This window comes from Kitasatospora sp. CB01950 (assembly GCF_001905465.1).
GTDB lineage: Bacteria > Actinomycetota > Actinomycetes > Streptomycetales > Streptomycetaceae > Kitasatospora.
Genome location: NZ_LISX01000010.1, coordinates 105559 through 122304 on the forward strand (window position 1 = coordinate 105559; position 16746 = coordinate 122304).

Sequence of the window (16746 nt, forward strand, 5' to 3'; positions counted from 1 at the left end):
GTCATGAGCACGCCCCCTGCCCCTTTCCGCGTCGGCCTGGTCGGCTACGGCCTGGCCGGCTCGGCCTTCCACGCCCCGCTGATCGCCGCCACCCCCGGACTCCGCCTGGACGCGGTGGTCACCGCCAACCCCGAACGCCGCGCCCAGCTTCACCGCGAGCACCCTGCCGCCCGCGCCCTCGACACCCCCGACCAGCTGTTCGACGAGGCCGACCGCTTCGACCTGGTGGTGATCGCCTCCCCGAACCGCACCCACGTGCCGCTCGCCCGCACCGCCCTGCTGGCCGGTCTGGCCACCGTCGTCGACAAGCCGCTCGCCGCGACCAGCGCCGAGGCCCGCGACCTGTGCGAGTTCGCCGAGAAGTCCGGCCTGCTGCTGTCGGTGTTCCAGAACCGCCGCTGGGACGGTGACTTCCTCACCGCCCGCCGCCTGATCGAGGACGGCCGGCTCGGCCGGGTGCACCGCTTCGAGTCCCGCTTCGAGCGTTTCCGCCCCAAGCCCAAGCCCGGCTGGCGGGAGCTCTCCGACCCCGCCGAGGTCGGCGGCACCCTCTACGACCTGGGCAGCCACCTGGTCGACCAGGCCCTCGCCCTGTTCGGACCGGTCGAGACGGTGTACGCCGAGATCGACGTCCGCCGGGACGGCGCGGTCGTCGACGACGACGCCTTCCTCGCCCTCACCCACGCCGGCGGCGTCCGCTCCCACCTGTGGACCAGCGCCCTCGCCCCGCTGGCCGGCCCCCGCCTGCGGGTCCTCGGCGACAGCGCCGGGTACGTCAAGTTCGGCATGGACCCGCAGGAGGCCGCCCTCCGCGCCGGCCGCCGCCCCGGACCGGACACCGCCCACTGGGGCGACGACGACCCCGCCGCGTACGGCCTGCTCGGCAGCGACGGCGACGCCGAGGCCGTCCGCACCGCCCCCGGCGACTACCCGGCCTTCTACGCGGGCATCGCCGCCTCGCTCGCCGACCACACCCCGCCGCCCGTCGACCCCCGGGACGCCGTCGCCACCCTGACCGTCCTGGAGGCCGCCCGCGCCTCCGCCGCGACCGCGAGCGTCGTCCGCGTGCCCTGACCCGCGACGTCACCGGCCGGGCGGGCCCAACTGGTGTTCCCCGCCCGGCCGGTGACGCAGCTCGGCCGGTGACGCAGCATCGGCTTCGGACCCGTGTCGCTCCGCAGGTGGAGAAACTCGGGAAGCGCCACCGCAAGGCCCGCGACCGCCTGACCCGCGAACTGCCGGCCCTGAACCGCGCCGAGGGCATCTCCCCGTTCGCCGGCCTGCTCCCGGCCCTGCTGCAGGCGCCGTTCTTCCCGGTGATGTACCGCCTGTTCACCACCGCGCCCGGCAGACCCCGCTGCCCGCCGACGCCCCCGCCGGCACGAAGTTCCTGCATTGGCCGGCCTTCGGCACCCCGGTGTTCGCGCTGCTGCTGCCGCCGGCCGGCGGCGTCTACCTGCTGACCAGCACCGCATGGACGGCGGTCGAACGCTGGTACCTCATGCGCCCGACCGCCGCCGATCTGCCTGCGGCCCCTCAGGCGGTGGGCCGGCCCGCCAAGTAGGCGTCGATCTCGCCGGTCAGCCGCCGCTTGCCCGCCGCGTCCAGGAAGGAGGCCTCCACCGCGTTGCGGGCGAGCGCGGCGATGCCGCTCTCGTCCAGGCCGAGCAGCTTCGCGGCGACGGCGTACTCGGTGTTCAGGTCGGTGCCGAACATCGGCGGGTCGTCGCTGTTGACGGTGACGACCAGCCCGGCGTCGACCATCTGCCGGATCGGGTGGTCCTCGATCCGCTCGACCACGCGGGTGGCCAGGTTGGAGGTCGGGCAGACCTCCAGCGGGATCCGGTGCTCGCCGAGGTAGTCGAGCAGCGCCGGGTCCTTGACCGACTGGGTGCCGTGGCCGATACGTTCCGCGCCGAGCACCCGGATCGCGTCCCAGACCGTCTCCGGCCCGGTGGACTCGCCGGCGTGCGGCACGCTGTGCAGGCCGGCCGCGCGGGCCCGGTCGAAGTACGGCTTGAACTGCGGCCGCGGCACCCCGATCTCGGGTCCGCCGAGGCCGAACGAGACCAGCCCGGCGGGCGCCAGGTCGAGCGCGAGCCGGGCGGTCTCCTCCGCGGAGCCGAGCCCGGCCTCGCCGGGGATGTCGAAGCACCAGCGCAGCACGACGCCGAGCTCCTTCTCGGCGGCCAGCCGGGCGTCCTCGATCGCCTCCATGAAGGCGACGTCGGGGATGCCGCGGTTGACCGACGAGTACGGCGTGACGGTGAGCTCGGCGTAGCGGATGTTCTGCCGGGCCATGTCCTGGGCGACGCCGTAGGTGAGGGAGCGGACGTCCTCGGCGTCGCGGATCAGGTCGACGACGCTCAGGTACACCTCGATGAAGTGCGCGAAGTCGGTGAACGTGAAGTACTCGGCGAGCGCCTCCGGGTCCGCCGGAACCTTGGTGCGACCGGCGTGCCGGGCGGCCAGCTCGGCGACCACCCGCGGCGAGGCCGAGCCGACGTGGTGCACGTGCAGCTCCGCCTTCGGCATTCCGGCGATGAACGCCTCGATCCCCTGGACTCCCTCGGCCACAGCATGCTCCCGTCTACTCACCCGGACCCGGACAGACCTCGCATGCTAACCCGCCGCGACAAGCGGCGGCGTCACCACTTGGCGGTCAGCTTCTTCAGCGCATCGCGGGCCTGCGCCCGGCCTTCGAAAATCTGGCGCTGGGGGTCGACGTCGACGAGCACCGACACGTAGAGAGAGCCCTTGCGCGCGATGATGTAGGAGAAGGGGCGCGGGTCGGTCTGGCCGCCGTCGCTGGTCCGGTAGACGGCGAGGCCTTCCTCGGAGTACACCTCGTCGGCACCGGGGACCTTCGGAGATTCGATGTCGTGAACGCTCTGGAACTTGTTGCTGCCGTCGGTGTAGTCCGTGCAGCGCTTGGTGATCGCCTTCTGCTCGGCGACGTCCTTGGCCGCCGCGTCGGCGGTGGTGAACTGACTCGCCGCGGTGTTCGCGAACGTACTGTCCGCCTCGTGGTCCTGGCGCACGTACCGGAACGTGCTGGCGACCAGGCCGTTGACGTTGGTGCCGTCGGCCTTGTAGACGCAGGACTTGTCCATCACGAAGTTGGCCACGCCGGTGTCGTCGTCGCCGTCGGAGACGAAAGCGTTGTCCCACTCCTCGGCGGTCAGCGCGAGCTTGTCCGTCTTCTTCTGCGCGGCGGCCGTGTCTCCACCGGTCGCGGTGTTGCTCGGACGGGCGCTGGGCTTGGCCGGCTCCTTCGCCTTGCCGCTGGCCTTCGCCGACGCCGGGGCCGAAGCCACCGCGCTCGGCGAGGTCTGCCCGGCGGCCGCCCCCGTGGCCGCGTCGTCCTCGTTGCAGGCCGTCAGCATCAGACCGGCCGCCGCCAGTGCGGCGATTCGCAGTCCGAGCGTGCGTGCGTGAACCGTCTTCACGGTCAACTCCCCCATGGAATACAAGGCCTCGACCCCCCTGGCCGTGCCGATCGGTCGATCACCCTACCGGACGGTTCGTCAACCACCCAGCGCCGTACTGACGGTGTGGATGATCAGGCCGGCCAGCGCACCGACCACCGTGCCGTTGATCCGGATGAACTGCAGGTCGCGGCCGACGTTGGCCTCGATCTTGCGGGAGGCGTCGTCGGCGTCCCATCCGGCGACGGTCTCGGAGATCAGCGAGGTGATCTCCTGCCGGTAGGTGGAGACCACGTACTCGGCGGCGTCCAGCAGCCAACCGTCGGTCTTGGCCTGGAGTTTGGCGTCGGTGGCGAGGCGGTTGCCGAGGGTGCGCAGGCCTTCGGTGAGGCGGCGGCGGAGTTCGCTGTCCCGGTCGTCGGCGGCGTTCAGCACGAGTGTGCGCACCGCGGACCAGGAGGAGGCGATCAGGTCCTGGACCTCGGGGCGGGTCAGCAGCTCGGACTTGGTGCGTTCGACGCGGGCGATGGTCTCGGGGTCGTGCTGGAGTTCCTGCGCGAAGTCGGCGAGGAAGTTGTCGAGGGCGCCGCGCGCGGGGTGCGCGGGGTCGTCGCGGACGTCGGTGACGAAGCGCAGCAGTTCCTTGTAGACGCGTTCGCCGACCTGGTTGTCGATGAACCGGGGCGTCCAGCCGGGGGTCTTGGTGGTGACCCGGTCGACCACGTCGGTGTGGTGCTCGACCAGCCAGTCGCGGGCCCGCACCGCGACCAGGTCGACCACGCCCTTGTGTCCGCCGTCGGCGACGATCTTGCCGAGCAGGCGTCCGGCGGGTTCGGCGACCGAGGTGGCGGCGGCCCGCCGGGTGACGGCTTCGGCGACCACGGCCTGCACGTCCTCGTCGCGCAGCACGGCGAGGACGCCGCGCAGGGCGGCGGCGGCCTCGTGGGTGACGCGTTCGGCGCTGCCGGGCGCGGCCAGCCATTCGCCGAGCCGCCGGGCCACGCCGATCTTGCCGAGCCGGGCCCGGACCACCGGCGCGGACAGGAAGTTGTCGCCGACGAAGTCGCCGAGGGAGCGCCCGAACGCGTCCTTCTTGGTGGGGATGATCGCGGTGTGCGGGATCGGCAGCCCGAACGGGCGGCGGAAGAGCGCGGTGACGGCGAACCAGTCGGCGAGCGCGCCGACCATGCCGGCCTCGGCGGCGGCGGCCACGTACCCGGCCCAGCTGCCCGCGCCGGCGGCGCCCGCCCAGGTGGCGAGCGCGAAGACGACCGTGGCCAGGCCGAGCAGGCCGGTGGCGATGGCCTTCATCCGCCGTACGCCGTGCCGCTTGGCCTCGTCGGCGGCGGTGAAGCTGACTCCGGTTGCCCTCTCGTCCACACTCACCCCGCCAGACTGGCACACGGGCCGCACGGAACGACCGCCGCCCCGCGAATCCGCCGCTACCGCAGGGTGTTCCCTCCTCCGAGGACGATCCGCCGCACGCCCTCCCAGCGCGCCGGGTCGGTGACCCGCCGGCCGTCCAGCAGCACCTGCACGCCGGGGAAGTCGACGGCGCCGAGGTCCCGGTACTCGGGGTGGTCGGCCTGGACGACCAGTGCGGCGGCGGGTTTGCCGTCGTCGGGCGGCAGGCCGAGCGCGGCGAGTTCCTCGGGCGTGTACAGCGGGTCGCTGACGCCGACCCGGGCGCCGGCCGCGCGCAGCGCCTCGACCAGCGGGAACACCCCGGAGACGGCGGTCTCCTTGACCCCGCCCCGGTAGGACGCGCCGAGCACGGTCACGGCGACGCCGTCCAGCGGGCCGAGCGCGCCGGCGAGCAGGCCGACGGCGTACGCGGGCACCTGCTCGTTGGCCTCCCGGGCGGCGCGCACCACGGTCGCGTCCGGGTCGTTCCACAGGTAGAGGCGCGGGTAGACCGGGATGCAGTGCCCGCCGACGGCGATGCCGGGCCGGTGCAGGTGGCTGTAGGGCTGCGAGTTGCAGGCGTCGATCACCTCGACGAGGTCGACGCCCACCCGGTCCGCGAACCGGGCGAACTGGTTGACCAGCGCGATGTTGACGTCCCGGTAGGTGGTCTCGGCGAGCTTCGAGAACTCGGCGGCCTCCGCGCCGCTGAGCGGCCACACGCCGTTGCCGCGCGGCAGGTCGGGGCGCGGGTCGAAGTCCAGCACCGCCCGGTAGAACTCGACGCCGCGCCGGGTGGAGGCCTCGTCGATGCCGCCGACCAGCTTGGGGTAGCGCCGCAGGTCGGCGAAGACCCGCCCGGTGCGGACCCGTTCGGGGCTGAACACCAGCGCGAAGTCGCGTCCGGCGGTCAGCCCGGAGCCGGCCTCCAGGCGGCGGGCGAACCGGCCGCGCACGGTGCCGACCGGCAGCGTGGTCTCGTAGCTGACCAGCGTGCCGGGGTGCAGTCCGGCGGCGACGGCGTCGGTGGCGGCGTCCAGCAGCGCGAAGTCGGGCCGGCCGTCGGCGTCGGTGAGCAGCGGGACGACGATCACCACGGCGTCGGCCTCGGCGGTGGCGGCGGCGGTGTCGGTGGTGGCGTGCAGCCGGCCGGCGGCGACGGTCTCGGCGAGCAGTTCGTCGAGGCGGGCCTCGCGGGGGAACGGCGGCCGTCCGGCGGTGACGGCGGCGACCACCGCGGGGGCGATGTCGGCGCCGGTGACCCGGTGTCCCTTGCCGGCGAACTGGACGGCCAGCGGCAGGCCGATCTTGCCCAGTCCGACCACGCAGATCTGCCATGCCGTCACTCGGTCACCTTCCGTCGTCGACCACTGCTGCTCGGACCGCTGCTGCGTCACCGGGCGGCCTGCCGCGTCGCGGCCCGGCCGCGCCAGGTCTGCCGGGTGCGGCGCAGGGCGCGCCGGACCGGGGCGGGGACCAGCCGCCAGCCGCCGGTGGGGCCGGGGGCCCGGCCGGCGTCGAACAGCGTGTCGGGCAGGCCGAGGCGCCGGTCGCGGTACATGGGGTAGCGGGCGTACAGCCGGCCGCGGCGGCGCCCGACGGGGGCGGGGCCGTGCTGCCGTTCCCAGTCGATGAGTTCGCACAGGGCGGCGAGGTCGCCGCGCCGGGCGAGGGCGAGGCGCAGCCGGGCGGGCACCGGGACGGCGCCGAACACGCCGGTCGAGCAGTGCCGGTCGAGCAGTCGGCCGATCTCGCCGAGGATGCGGCGCTGCATGGCGGGCGGTTCGGTGAGGAACTGCTCCTGCAGCACCTGCGGGACGTCCCAGCCGAAGTAGCGTTCCCGGACGGCGTCGCGGACCGGCCCGGGGCGGGTGTGGCGCTCCAGCACTTCCTGGACGGCGTCCATGGCGCGCAGCCGGTCGATCGGGCCGGCGCGGTGGGTGACGTTGGAGCGGTCCTGCCGCAGCACCAGGTGGTAGTAGTCGTAGTCGGCGAGCACGGACACCTTGCGGGCGTTGAGCAGCGCGCCGAGGGTGAACGGCTGGTCGGAGCAGACCGGCAGGTCCTCGCGGCGGCGCAGTCCGTGGCTGAGCACCATCGAACGCCGGAACATCTTGGTGTCGGCGAGCGCCCAGGCGAGCGCGGAGTCGGTGAAGTCGACCTGCTCCGCGGTGCGTTCGAAGATGCCCTGGGGGACGATCCGGCCGTTCTCGCCGACGAGTTTGGGGATCAGCACGTCGCACTGCCAGCGGTCGGCGGCCTCGACCATCCGTTCCAGCGCCTCGGGGCCGAGCCAGTCGTCGGCGCCGAGGTACATCAGGTAGCGGCCGCGGGCCAGGTCGGTGCCGCGGTTGGTGGGTTTGGCGGGTCCGCCGGACGCGGGCTGCCGCACGGTGCGCAGCAGGCCGGGGTGGGCGGCGGCGAACCGGGCGAGTTCCTCGGTGCTGCCGTCGCTCGATCCGTCGTCGACGGCGACCACTTCCATCCGGGTCGCGCCGATGGTCTGTTCGACCAGCGAGTTCAGGCAGTCGGTGAGGTACGGCATGGTGTCGTGGACGGCGATCACCACACTGACGTCCGGTTCGGGCTCGGTCACGAGTATGCCAACTCCCGTACCGGCCGTTCGGTCACCTCCCCCACTCGATCGAGTGAGCTGGTCAGCGGGCCGGTTCGGCGGCGCTGCCGGTGTAGATCCGGGCGATGACGTCCTCGATGGCGGGTTCGCGCACCGACAGGTCGACCAGCGGGTAGCGCTCGGCGACGGCGGCGACCAGCGGGGCGGCGCTCTGCCGGGCCGGGAACGCCAGCCACTGCCGCGGGCCCTCGACCTTGACGGTGCGCACCCCGGGCAGTTCGATCGGCGGGTGCGGGGCGGCCAGGTCGACCACCAGGGTGCGTTCGCTCTCGCCGGCGGCGTGCAGGTCCTCCAGCGGGCCGTCCAGCACCAGCCGGCCGTGGTCGATCACCATCACCCGGCCGCACAACTGCTCGATGTCGGTGAGGTCGTGGGTGGTGAGCAGCACGGTGGTGCGCTGTTCGCGGTTGGTCTCGCGGAGGAACTCGCGGACCTTGGTCTTGCTGATCGTGTCGAGTCCGATGGTCGGCTCGTCGAGGTACAGCACGGCGGGGTCGTGCAGCAGGGCGGCGGCGAGGTCGCCGCGCATCCGCTGGCCGAGCGAGAGTTGCCGCACGGGGGTGTCCAACAGGGCGCCCAGGTCGAGGAGTTCGACGCACCGGTCGAGGTTGGCCCGGTAGCGGGCGTCGGGGATGCGGTAGATCCGGCGGGCCAGCTCGTAGCTGTCGCGCAGCGGCAGGTCCCACCACAGGGTGGTGCGCTGGCCGAACACCACGCCGATCCGCCGGGCCAGCGCGGCCCGCCTGGCCGCCGGGTCCACTCCGGCCACCCGCAGCCGTCCGCCGCTGGGCACCAGGATGCCGGTGAGCATCTTCACCGTCGTCGACTTGCCCGCGCCGTTCGGCCCGATGTAGCCGACGCACTCCCCTTCCTCGACCTGGAAGGTGAGCCCGTCCACGGCCCGCACCTCGCGCTTCTCCCGCCGCCAACGGCCGTTCCTGGTACGGACGGTGAACGTCCGCCGGACGTCCTCCACCTCGATCACCGCCATGGGGTCCCCTCCTCTGTCAGCTTCCGGTGGAGCGGTAGGCGCGCAGTCCCGTCCGCCAGGCCAGGCCCGCCGCCAGCACGCACAGCACGGCCACGACCGGCGCGGCGAACTCGAACGCGACGGGCAGCCCGAGCGGGTCGGGCCGGTCCAGGACGTACAGCGCGGGCAGCCAGTTGACGAACGCCAGCGGCACGCCGAACACGGTGCCCGCGACGATCTCCTTGGCGAACACCGTCGGCGGGTACTGCAGCAGCGTGGCGCCGCCGTAGGTGACGGAGTTCTGCAGCTCGGCGGCGTCGCCCCACCAGAACTGCACGCAGGAGCAGCCGACCAGGACCGCGCAGAAGATCACCACCCCGCACAGCAGCAGGCCGGGCACCATCAGCACCCGGTCCCAGGTCCACCGCAGGTCCAGCGCGGTGAGCGACCAGCCGAGCACCACGAACGCCTGCACCAGTCGACCCAGCCGGCGCAACGAGAAGCGCTCGGCGGCGAGTTGGGCCAGCGCGGGCGCGGGCCGGATCAGCATGGTGTCCAGCGTCCCGGAGCGCACCCGCTCGCCCAGCCCGCTCACCGAACCGACCAGCAGGTTGGCCCCGCCGAGCGCCACCGAACTCGTCCCGTACAGGAACCCGGTCTCGGCGAGCGTCCAGCCGGCCAGCTGCCGGGTGTGCCGGAACATCAGGATCAGCACCGCGAAGTCCAGGAACGTGATCAGCACATTCGCGGCCAGACCCAACAGGAACGACGTCCGGTACGTCAGCATCGAACGGGCCCACATCCCGGCGATCAGCCACCACGACCGCACCGCCCAGCCCGCCCGGGCGGCGAGCGACTCGCGCTCAACCACCCTGCACCACCATCTTGCGCACGGCGAGCGCCTGCGCCACGCGCCCCAACCCCAACAGGGCCACCGCCCAGGCCAGTTGGAACGCGTACAGGGTCACCAGGCTGTGCCCGGTGCGCCGTTGCAGCAGCACGTCGGCGGGCAGCTGCACCATCGCCGAGAACGGCAGCACCCGGGCCAACTCCCCCAGCGCGCCCGGGAACAGGGCCAGCGGCAGCAGCATCCCGGAGAAGAACATCGACAGCACCGTCATCGCCGCCCGCACCCCCTCCGAGTCGTGCAGCCAGAACCCCGCCACCGAGACCAGGAACCGCACCCCGAAGCTCACCACCACCGCCAGCAGCACCGCAAGCAGGAACTCCGCCCACACCAACGGCCGCAGCGGAAGCGCCAGTTCGAACATCAGCGACCCCAGCACGAGCGGCACCGCACCCCTGGTCAGCAGCTGGAACCCCGCCCGCCCCAGGTCCGTCGCCAGCCACCACCCCTGGAAGTCCACCGGCCGGTACAGGTCGATCGCGATGTCCCCGCTCCGGAACCGCGCCTGCACATCGTCCTGGAACCCGCCGCCCCACACCGCGACCGTCATCAGCAACGCCTGACTGATCCAGACGTACGTCACCGCCTGCCGCGCGTCGTACCCGCCGAGCCCCGGCCGCGCATGCCACAGCGCGAGCATCGTCGACGCCAGGATCCCCCCGAACACACTGTTCGTGACCACCCCGGCCACCGTCGCGGCCCGATACGTCGAATACCGCCGAAACGCGCCGCACGCGACGGCCACGTAGACCCCGGCCATTCACCGCCTCCTAGTGAACGCAGGCGCCCCTGGTTGTGCGCTCCCTGTCTTCGCACCCGCTACAGGTACAGCCCGGTCGACCCCTCGAGATCCCCGAAGCGGCCGGCGGCCACCGCGTGCAGGTCGCGTTCCCGGAGCAGCACATACGTCGCTCCGCGGACCTCCACCTCCAGCTTGTCCTCCGGGTCGTACAGCACTCGGTCGCCGGGCTCCACGGAGCGGACGCTCTGGCCGACGGCCACGGCTTCGGCCCAGGTGCAGCGGCGGGAGAGTTCGGCGGTGGCGGGGATCAGGATGCCGCCGGTGGAGCGGCGTTCGCCTTCGCCGCCCTCGGTCCTGACGAGCACCCGGTCGTGCAGCATCCGAATCGGAAGCTTCTCCCCGAGCCGGTCGTGTCTGCTCTGCGTGTCGTTCTCACTCACGCTCCGACCGTACCGGACAGCGAAAACGGCGGGGTCCCGGGCACCAAAACCCGGGATCCCCGCCGTCCGCAGGAACTGTCAGCCCTTGCGGCGCTTGCGCGCCGACGCGAAGAGCAGCACCACGCCGATGCCGACCAGCGCGACGGGCGCGATCCGCTCGGGCCGCGGCCGCCCGTCCTCGTCGACGAACTTCGACTTGACCTGCTCGACGGCCCCGCTCGCGGCGACGTACGCCTTGCCGGCCTTCTGCTCGACCGTCGCGCGCAGCTTGGCCTTGGTCTGGGCGGCGACGGTCGCCGGGTGGACTCGCATGGCGAGTTCGTCGAGGGTCGCGGCGAGCCTGTCCCTGGTCCCGGCGATGTCCGCCTCGATCTGGGCCGTCGTGCGCGGTGCCGACGTGTCCTTGCTGCTCGCTGCCACTGGGGCCACCCCATCTCTGTTACCGCTAGGTACTTCTCTGCACCGACAGTCTGTCAGCTCCCCGTCGCGCTCGCGCAGCGCCACCCACCAACGGAGGTAGGTTGGCTGGCAGCACGACCCTCCGCACCACCACCCCGTCCCGGCTCAGAGGAGAGAAGCACCATCGTGAGCGAGCGCCTGCAGGCGGGCGACACCGCCCCTGCCTTCACCCTGTCCGACGCCGACGGCAACCGGGTGTCGCTGGCCGACCACCTGGGCCGCAAGGTGATCGTCTACTTCTACCCGGCGGCGCTGACCCCGGGCTGCACCAAGCAGGCCTGCGACTTCACGGACAACCTGGAGGTCTTCGCGGGCGCGGGCTACGACGTGATCGGCATCTCGCCGGACAAGCCGGAGAAGCTCGGGAAGTTCCGCGAGAAGGAGGACCTGAAGGTCACGCTGCTGTCCGACCCGGAGCACCAGGTGCTGGAGGCGTACGGCGCGTTCGGCGAGAAGATGAACTACGGCCGCACGTACCAGGGCGTGATCCGTTCCACGGTGATCGTGGACGAGCAGGGCAAGGTCGAGCGGGCGCTCTACAACGTCCGGGCCACCGGCCATGTCGCGAAGCTGCTGAAGGACCTGAAGGTCGGCCAGTAGCGGCGCCGGGACACCGCAGCGGTGGCGGCCGACCCCCCGACCGGGTCGACCGCCACCGCCGTTCATGGGCTCGGGATCAGCAGGCCCCGAGGTCCGTCCAGGCGCCCCAGGCGCCGCTCAGCGACGGGTCCTCGCCCGTGGTCCACCACTTGTTCTGGTAGTAGTGGCCCTTCCACGACACCTTGGTGACGGTGGCGTAGGCGGTCGCGGCGCTCCAGCTCGGCGCGGCCGAGCAGGTGCCGGCCGACGCGGACGGCGAGGCCGACTGCGAGGCGGACGCCGACGGCGAAGCCGACTGCGACGGAGAGGCCGAGGCGGAGGCCGAAGCGGAGGCCGAGGTGCTCGGCGACGGCGAACCGGTGCTCGCGGTGGTGCCGCGGGTGTAGTCGCCGGTGATGCCGTACAGGGTGCCGCCGACGTTGACGGTCCAGTTGGCGGGGGTGGAGACCGGCAGGTAGTAGACGAAGGCGACGTCCACCGAGGCGCCGGGAGCCAGCGACTGCCAGGTCGGCAGCTTCAGCGAGACGCGGTTGTAGGTGCCCTTCAGGCCGCCGATGTTGTTCCCGGTGTGGTCGGCCCGGATGACCTTGGAACCGAAGCCGGACTGGTCGGCGGCGTTGCTGGGCGCGGAGGTCGAGTAGTCGAACTGGAACTCGGTGCCGCCGGGCAGGGTGACGGTCGAGTTGTTGACGATGTGGATCTTCGGGTTGATCGGGTAGTTGTTGTCGCCCAGCGCGAAGTTGGTGAACGACACGTCGATCGGCAGGGTCTGCTGCGGCAGCGCGATGGTGGAGCGGGTCGCGCCGTACGCCGAGGCCGACTTGAACTTGTCGTACAGCAGCGAGGTCATGGTGTTGCCCTGGACGTACTCGCCCTTGCCGCCGTTGGCGGTGGCGTCCCACTTGTAGTCGCCCGCGAGCTCCCAGATCATCGCGCCGCCGACGCCCTGGTTGACCACGTAGTCGGCCTTCGCGGCGATGGACTGGTCGTCCTCGGTGGAGAGGAACACCTTCTTGTTGGCGTTCCACAGCCACGGGGAGGCCAGCGCGGAGCTGTAGTTGCGGGTGTAGGCGCCGTTCAGCGCGGTGTCCTTGACGCCGTACTTGGCCAGGTAGTCCGGCAGGACGCCGTTCTCCAGGTTCTTGGCGTGCCACATCGGGTTGGAGCCGGCCGGCGACTCCTTGCCGTTGTCGTCCAGGTCGTGCCAGATGTTGTCGATGCCGACGGCGCCGTCACCACAGGTGGTCAGACCGGAGCCGGCCGGACAGTTGGTGGTGGAGGCGGTGCCCCACAGGCCGTTGGTGCCGCCCTGGACGTTCTGGAAGCCGCGGGTGTAGTACGGCACGCCGAGGTTGATCCGGCCGGCCGGCATCGCGCCGCGGAAGTAGTGGACGGCCCAGTCGCCGTTCAGGTAGCCGATGCCGCCGTACTGCGAGGTGCCGTACACGTTGGCGGCCGCGAGCTCGCCGTCCTTGCCGTCGTCGTACAGCGCGGCGTTCGGGCCGACGTACTTGTTCCAGGCGCCGTGCAGGTCGTACGACATGATGTTGACGTAGTCCAGGTACTGGGTGACCTGGAAGGTCTCCATGCCGCGCAGCAGGTAGCCCGAGGACGGGGCGGCGACCGACAGCAGGTAGTACTTGCCGTCGGCGGCGGAGGCCCGGTCGAGCTTCTCGCGCACGGTCTTCATCAGCGCCGCGTAGCCCTTCATCAGGGACGCGCGCTTGGCGTTGGAGAGGGTGTAGTCGAGCGGGTTGCCCGCGTCCTTCATCGAGGTCGGGTACTCGTAGTCGAGGTCGACGCCGTTGAAGCCGTACTTCTTGATGAAGTTGACGGCGGAGTCCGCGAAGGTGTTGATGCCGGCCTGGTTGACCGACCCGTCCGCGTTGACGGTCATCGAGTAGAAGCCGCCGGAGTTGACCCGCTTGCCCGAGTCGTCGAAGTAGCCGCCGGTCTCGGCCCAACCGCCCACCGACACCATGGTCTTGACGTTCGGGTACTGCTTCTTGTACTTGGTCAGCAGGTTGAAGTGACCCTTGTACGGCAGCGACGGGTCCAGCTCCGCGCCGGCCACGCCCGGGAAGGTCATCCCGGTGGCGGCGTTGTCCGCGGTGTCGGAGCCCACCGAGAGGGTGTTGTCGCTGCCGACGTGCGCGAACGCGTAGTTGAGGTGGGTGACCTTGTCCCAGGGGATGTTGTTCACCAGGTAGGGCGGCGTGCCGTCCTTGCCGGTGCGCCAGCCGGTGAAGTAGCCGATGACGCGGCGCTGGTGGTCGGCGCCCATCTGCTCGCGGCCGCTGGTGTCGTAGACGTTGCAGTAGGGGACGTCGACGCCGGGCGTGGTGTACATGCCGTCGGGGCGGCAGGCCTGGTTGTCGACGGCGGCGGCGGATGGCGCGACGCCGAGCGTGCCCATCAGCAGGGCCGCGAGGCCCGCCGCCGCGGTGGCGGCGAACGCCACCTTCCGGCCGGTCTTCTGACGGTCGGCAGCGGTGGGGCGCTGCTCCGTCGCGTGTCGGATCAACACTCGGTCCTCCAGGAGAGAGTGTCGCGTGCACGCCCGTGGGAGGGCATGCACATGTGGGGGAAGTTCCGCCGAACTTAAGAGGTCTGGACCACCCACGTCAACAGGTCTGTACCAACTTGGCAAGAAAGGCCGAACCGTCCGCACTCGGACGATCCGGCCTTCCCCAGGGTGAGTTGACGCTACTTCATGCTTCCGGTCATCGCGCTGACCAGCGAACCGGACGGGTCGTCGCCCTCCAGCGAGTAGGCGAATATGCCACCCAGCCCCTTGCTCGTGGCGTACGCGCCGCGCGCCGCGATGGCCTGCGGGGTGTCACCGGTCCACAGGTTGACGCCGTCGTAGATCCACGAGCTCTGCGTGGTCGGGTCCCAGTGCACGGTGGAGCCGGTGGTCTTGCCGGCCGCCGCCAGCTCCTTCCAGAACGCCACGCCGGCGGTCTGGCTGGTGCTCTGCGCCCCGGCCGGGCCGGTCGCGGTCCGGTACAGGCCGTAGTCGGACCCGGCCGGGACGCCGGTCCAGCCCCGGAAGTAGAACGGCACGCCCAGCGCCAGCTTCTTCGCCGGGAACCCGCCCTTGATGCCGTACGCGGGGGCGCCGTTCAGGTAGGCGTTGACCGCGTTGTCCACGGTGTACTTCTGGGTGCCCGGGGAGACCACGTTGCTCGGGTCGTTCGGGCTGTCGTACAGCGGGTCCTGGAGGTTCGTCGGGCCGGTGGCCTCCCAGGCGCCGTGCATGTCGTAGGACATCACGTTGCCGTAGTCCAGGTACTTTCCGATCTGGTCGGTCTGCAGCAGCGCGATCTTGTCCTGGCCGCTCGGCAGCGCCGCGGTGAGCAGGTACTTCTTGCCGACGGTCTGCCCGTACGCGTCCAGCTGGTTGCGGAACTCGGCCAGCAGCGCGGTGAAGTTGGCGGTGTCGGCGGCCGTCGAGTGGTTGCCGGTGTGGCCGCCGGCGGAGGCCGGGTACTCCCAGTCGATGTCGATGCCGTCGAAGATGCCCATCGCGGCGGCGGCGCCGCCGGTGATGTCGCCCTGGATCGAGGGCAGGTTGCCCTTGATGAACATGTCGAGGCAGGAGGAGACCAGCTTCTTGCGCGAGGCGTCGGTGGCCGCCGCGTCCGAGAAGTACTTCGAGTAGGTCCAACCGCCCAGCGACATGGTGATCTTCAGGTTCGGGTACTTCGCCTTGAGCTCCCGCAGCTGGTTGAAGTTGCCCTTCAGCGGCTGGGTCCAGGCGTCGGTGGTGCCGTCCACCGAGATGTCCGAGGTGTAGCCCTTCTGGTAGTCCGCGAACGCGTCGCCCGCGCCGTCGCCGGCGTTCGGGTTGTTGTCGTTGGTGTCCGCGGCCTTGATGGTCTCGAAGCAGCTCAGCGTGGACGGGTTGATGTTGGCGAACGCGTACGTCATGGTGTTCAGCCCGCTCGCCGCGCCGGTGGCCGCCATGGTGGACGGGTAGTACTTGTTGCCGTAGATCCCCCACTGCGCGAAGTACGCGGACTTCAGCGGCCCGGTGGGAGCCGCGCCGGTGGTCACGGTGACCGGCGCCGAGTAGCCGCTGCTGTGGCCGTCCTTGTCGTAGCCCTGCACGGTGAAGGTGTAGGCGGTGTTGGGCAGCAGCGAGGAGACCGTCACCGCGGTGCCCATCGAGGTGGCGGTCTGCACGCCGCCGGAGAAGATCCGGTACACCGCGCTGTTGCCGTTCTGCGCATTGTCGGCGGAGGCGTTCCACTTCAACGTCACCGCGGTGCCCGCGACGCTCGCGCTCACCCCGGTCGGCGTGGTCACCACCCCGTCCCCGCCCGGCGACCCGGTCGGCGAGGAACTGGCGGACGGCGACGGACTGTTGCTGCTGCTCGGGGAGGCACTGGCCGACGCCGACGCCGACGCCGACGCGCTCGCGCTCGTGCTGGCCGACGGACTGGCCGAGCCCGAACCGCCGCCCGGGCCGGTGAGCGTCAGGTCGTCCGCGTAGTACGTCCCTTGGCCGTACCAGCCGTGGGTGTAGACCGTCACCGAGGTGGTGGCGGCGCCGGTGGTGAAGGTGGCGCTGCGGTTCACCCAATCCGCGCTGGAGCCCCAGGCGTTGGTGTCGGTGGTGCCGGTGCCGGTGACGCCCAGGTAGGCGTAGTTGCCCTTCAGCCAGCCGCTCAGGCTGTACGTGGTGTTCGGGCTGACCGCGACGGTCTGCGAGCACTGCGCGGTGTCGGCTGCGGAGGCCGCCGCCTGCAGCGCCTTGCCGCCGCCGTGCGGCGCGGTGGAGGTGATCGAGCCGAGGCCGCCGGAGCAGCTCCAGCCGGACAGTGTGCCGGTCTCGAAGTCGCCGTTGACCAGAAGGTTCACGGTGGCGGCCGAGGAGGCGCCGCCGATCACGGTGACCAGTCCGGCGGCTCCGGCGACCAGGGCGGTCGCGGTCGCCAGCACCGTGCCGGCCTTCAACGGACTTCTACGGGCGGGGCGTTCGGGCATGAGTCGCTCCAATGTTCGCGCCCGGTAGGGGGACCGGACGCCGTGGGGGAGGAATGACGCGGCGCGAACGTACGTGGTCTGGACCACACTGGTCAATAGGTCTGTACCAATTCTCAGCCACCCCGACAGGCGCCCGAACGCCGCCCGAAAGGGTGGTGCACGCCGAGGT

At 71.5% G+C, this 16746-nt stretch carries 16 protein-coding genes; 4 read left to right on the forward strand and 12 right to left on the reverse strand.

What is annotated here, in order from left to right; translation table 11 throughout:
* The first annotated feature begins 3 nt into the window (after nucleotides 1-3).
* From AMK19_RS24395 to AMK19_RS36620, 3 genes are all read left to right on the forward strand, one after another.
* Entirely contained in the window at nucleotides 4-1074 is a 1071-nt protein-coding gene (locus tag AMK19_RS24395) for a Gfo/Idh/MocA family protein (protein ID WP_073815287.1), read from the forward strand.
* Nucleotides 1075-1142: 68 nt separating this feature from the next.
* Complete coding sequence (locus AMK19_RS38665; protein WP_443135036.1) at nucleotides 1143-1463, forward strand: YidC/Oxa1 family membrane protein insertase; 321 nt, start codon at nucleotides 1143-1145, stop codon at nucleotides 1461-1463.
* Complete coding sequence (locus AMK19_RS36620; protein WP_198953431.1) at nucleotides 1418-1564, forward strand: hypothetical protein; 147 nt, start codon at nucleotides 1418-1420, stop codon at nucleotides 1562-1564. The genes AMK19_RS38665 and AMK19_RS36620 overlap by 46 nt, the downstream gene beginning before the upstream one ends.
* On the opposite strand, the gene AMK19_RS24405 is transcribed toward AMK19_RS36620, so the two are convergent.
* The 10 genes from AMK19_RS24405 to AMK19_RS24450 form a co-directional block, all read right to left on the reverse strand.
* Nucleotides 1537-2535, reverse strand: coding sequence for an adenosine deaminase (locus tag AMK19_RS24405; protein WP_073815481.1), 999 nt, complete (start codon nucleotides 2533-2535; stop codon nucleotides 1537-1539). The genes AMK19_RS36620 and AMK19_RS24405 overlap by 28 nt on opposite strands.
* A 113-nt stretch (nucleotides 2536-2648) precedes the next feature.
* On the reverse strand, nucleotides 2649-3449 hold the full coding sequence (locus AMK19_RS24410; protein WP_143200365.1) for a hypothetical protein: 801 nt from the start codon (nucleotides 3447-3449) through the stop codon (nucleotides 2649-2651).
* Nucleotides 3450-3527: 78 nt separating this feature from the next.
* The gene (locus tag AMK19_RS24415) at nucleotides 3528-4808 is read right to left on the reverse strand and encodes a DUF445 domain-containing protein (protein ID WP_073815291.1); all 1281 of its coding nucleotides are present in this window, start codon (nucleotides 4806-4808) and stop codon (nucleotides 3528-3530) included.
* A 62-nt stretch (nucleotides 4809-4870) separates the two neighbouring features.
* Nucleotides 4871-6178 (reverse strand): nucleotide sugar dehydrogenase, encoded by a 1308-nt coding sequence (locus AMK19_RS24420; RefSeq protein ID WP_241844556.1) that lies wholly within the window; start codon nucleotides 6176-6178, stop codon nucleotides 4871-4873.
* Nucleotides 6179-6225: 47 nt separating this feature from the next.
* The gene (locus tag AMK19_RS24425) at nucleotides 6226-7428 is read right to left on the reverse strand and encodes a glycosyltransferase family 2 protein (protein WP_073815293.1); all 1203 of its coding nucleotides are present in this window, start codon (nucleotides 7426-7428) and stop codon (nucleotides 6226-6228) included.
* A 61-nt stretch (nucleotides 7429-7489) separates the two neighbouring features.
* Nucleotides 7490-8458, reverse strand: coding sequence for an ABC transporter ATP-binding protein (locus tag AMK19_RS24430; protein WP_073815294.1), 969 nt, complete (start codon nucleotides 8456-8458; stop codon nucleotides 7490-7492).
* Between the two features lie 16 nt (nucleotides 8459-8474).
* Nucleotides 8475-9308, reverse strand: coding sequence for an ABC-2 family transporter protein (locus AMK19_RS24435; protein ID WP_073815296.1), 834 nt, complete (start codon nucleotides 9306-9308; stop codon nucleotides 8475-8477).
* A complete protein-coding gene (locus tag AMK19_RS24440; RefSeq protein WP_073815297.1) occupies nucleotides 9301-10104 on the reverse strand; it encodes an ABC transporter permease in 804 nt (267 codons plus the stop codon). Before AMK19_RS24440 ends, AMK19_RS24435 begins: the two co-directional genes overlap by 8 nt.
* Before the next feature lie 59 nt (nucleotides 10105-10163).
* Complete coding sequence (locus AMK19_RS24445; RefSeq protein ID WP_143200377.1) at nucleotides 10164-10466, reverse strand: GroES family chaperonin; 303 nt, start codon at nucleotides 10464-10466, stop codon at nucleotides 10164-10166.
* 138 nt (nucleotides 10467-10604) lie between these two features.
* Nucleotides 10605-10946 (reverse strand): DUF3618 domain-containing protein, encoded by a 342-nt coding sequence (locus tag AMK19_RS24450; RefSeq protein ID WP_073815300.1) that lies wholly within the window; start codon nucleotides 10944-10946, stop codon nucleotides 10605-10607.
* Nucleotides 10947-11111: 165 nt separating this feature from the next.
* On the opposite strand from AMK19_RS24450, the gene bcp reads away from it, so the two are divergent.
* On the forward strand, nucleotides 11112-11585 hold the full coding sequence (gene bcp / locus AMK19_RS24455) for a thioredoxin-dependent thiol peroxidase (protein WP_073815302.1): 474 nt from the start codon (nucleotides 11112-11114) through the stop codon (nucleotides 11583-11585).
* A 76-nt stretch (nucleotides 11586-11661) separates the two neighbouring features.
* Here the strand turns inward: bcp and AMK19_RS24460 are convergent, their stop codons facing one another.
* Together AMK19_RS24460 and AMK19_RS24465 are read right to left on the reverse strand one after the other, a co-directional pair.
* Nucleotides 11662-14001: a chitinase C-terminal domain-containing protein gene (locus AMK19_RS24460; protein WP_241844563.1), complete on the reverse strand. Its 2340-nt coding sequence runs from the start codon at nucleotides 13999-14001 to the stop codon at nucleotides 11662-11664.
* A 290-nt stretch (nucleotides 14002-14291) separates the two neighbouring features.
* Nucleotides 14292-16577, reverse strand: a complete 2286-nt coding sequence (locus tag AMK19_RS24465) for a glycosyl hydrolase family 18 protein (RefSeq protein ID WP_073815303.1) — start codon at nucleotides 16575-16577, stop codon at nucleotides 14292-14294.
* Between the last annotated feature and the right edge of the window lie 169 nt (nucleotides 16578-16746).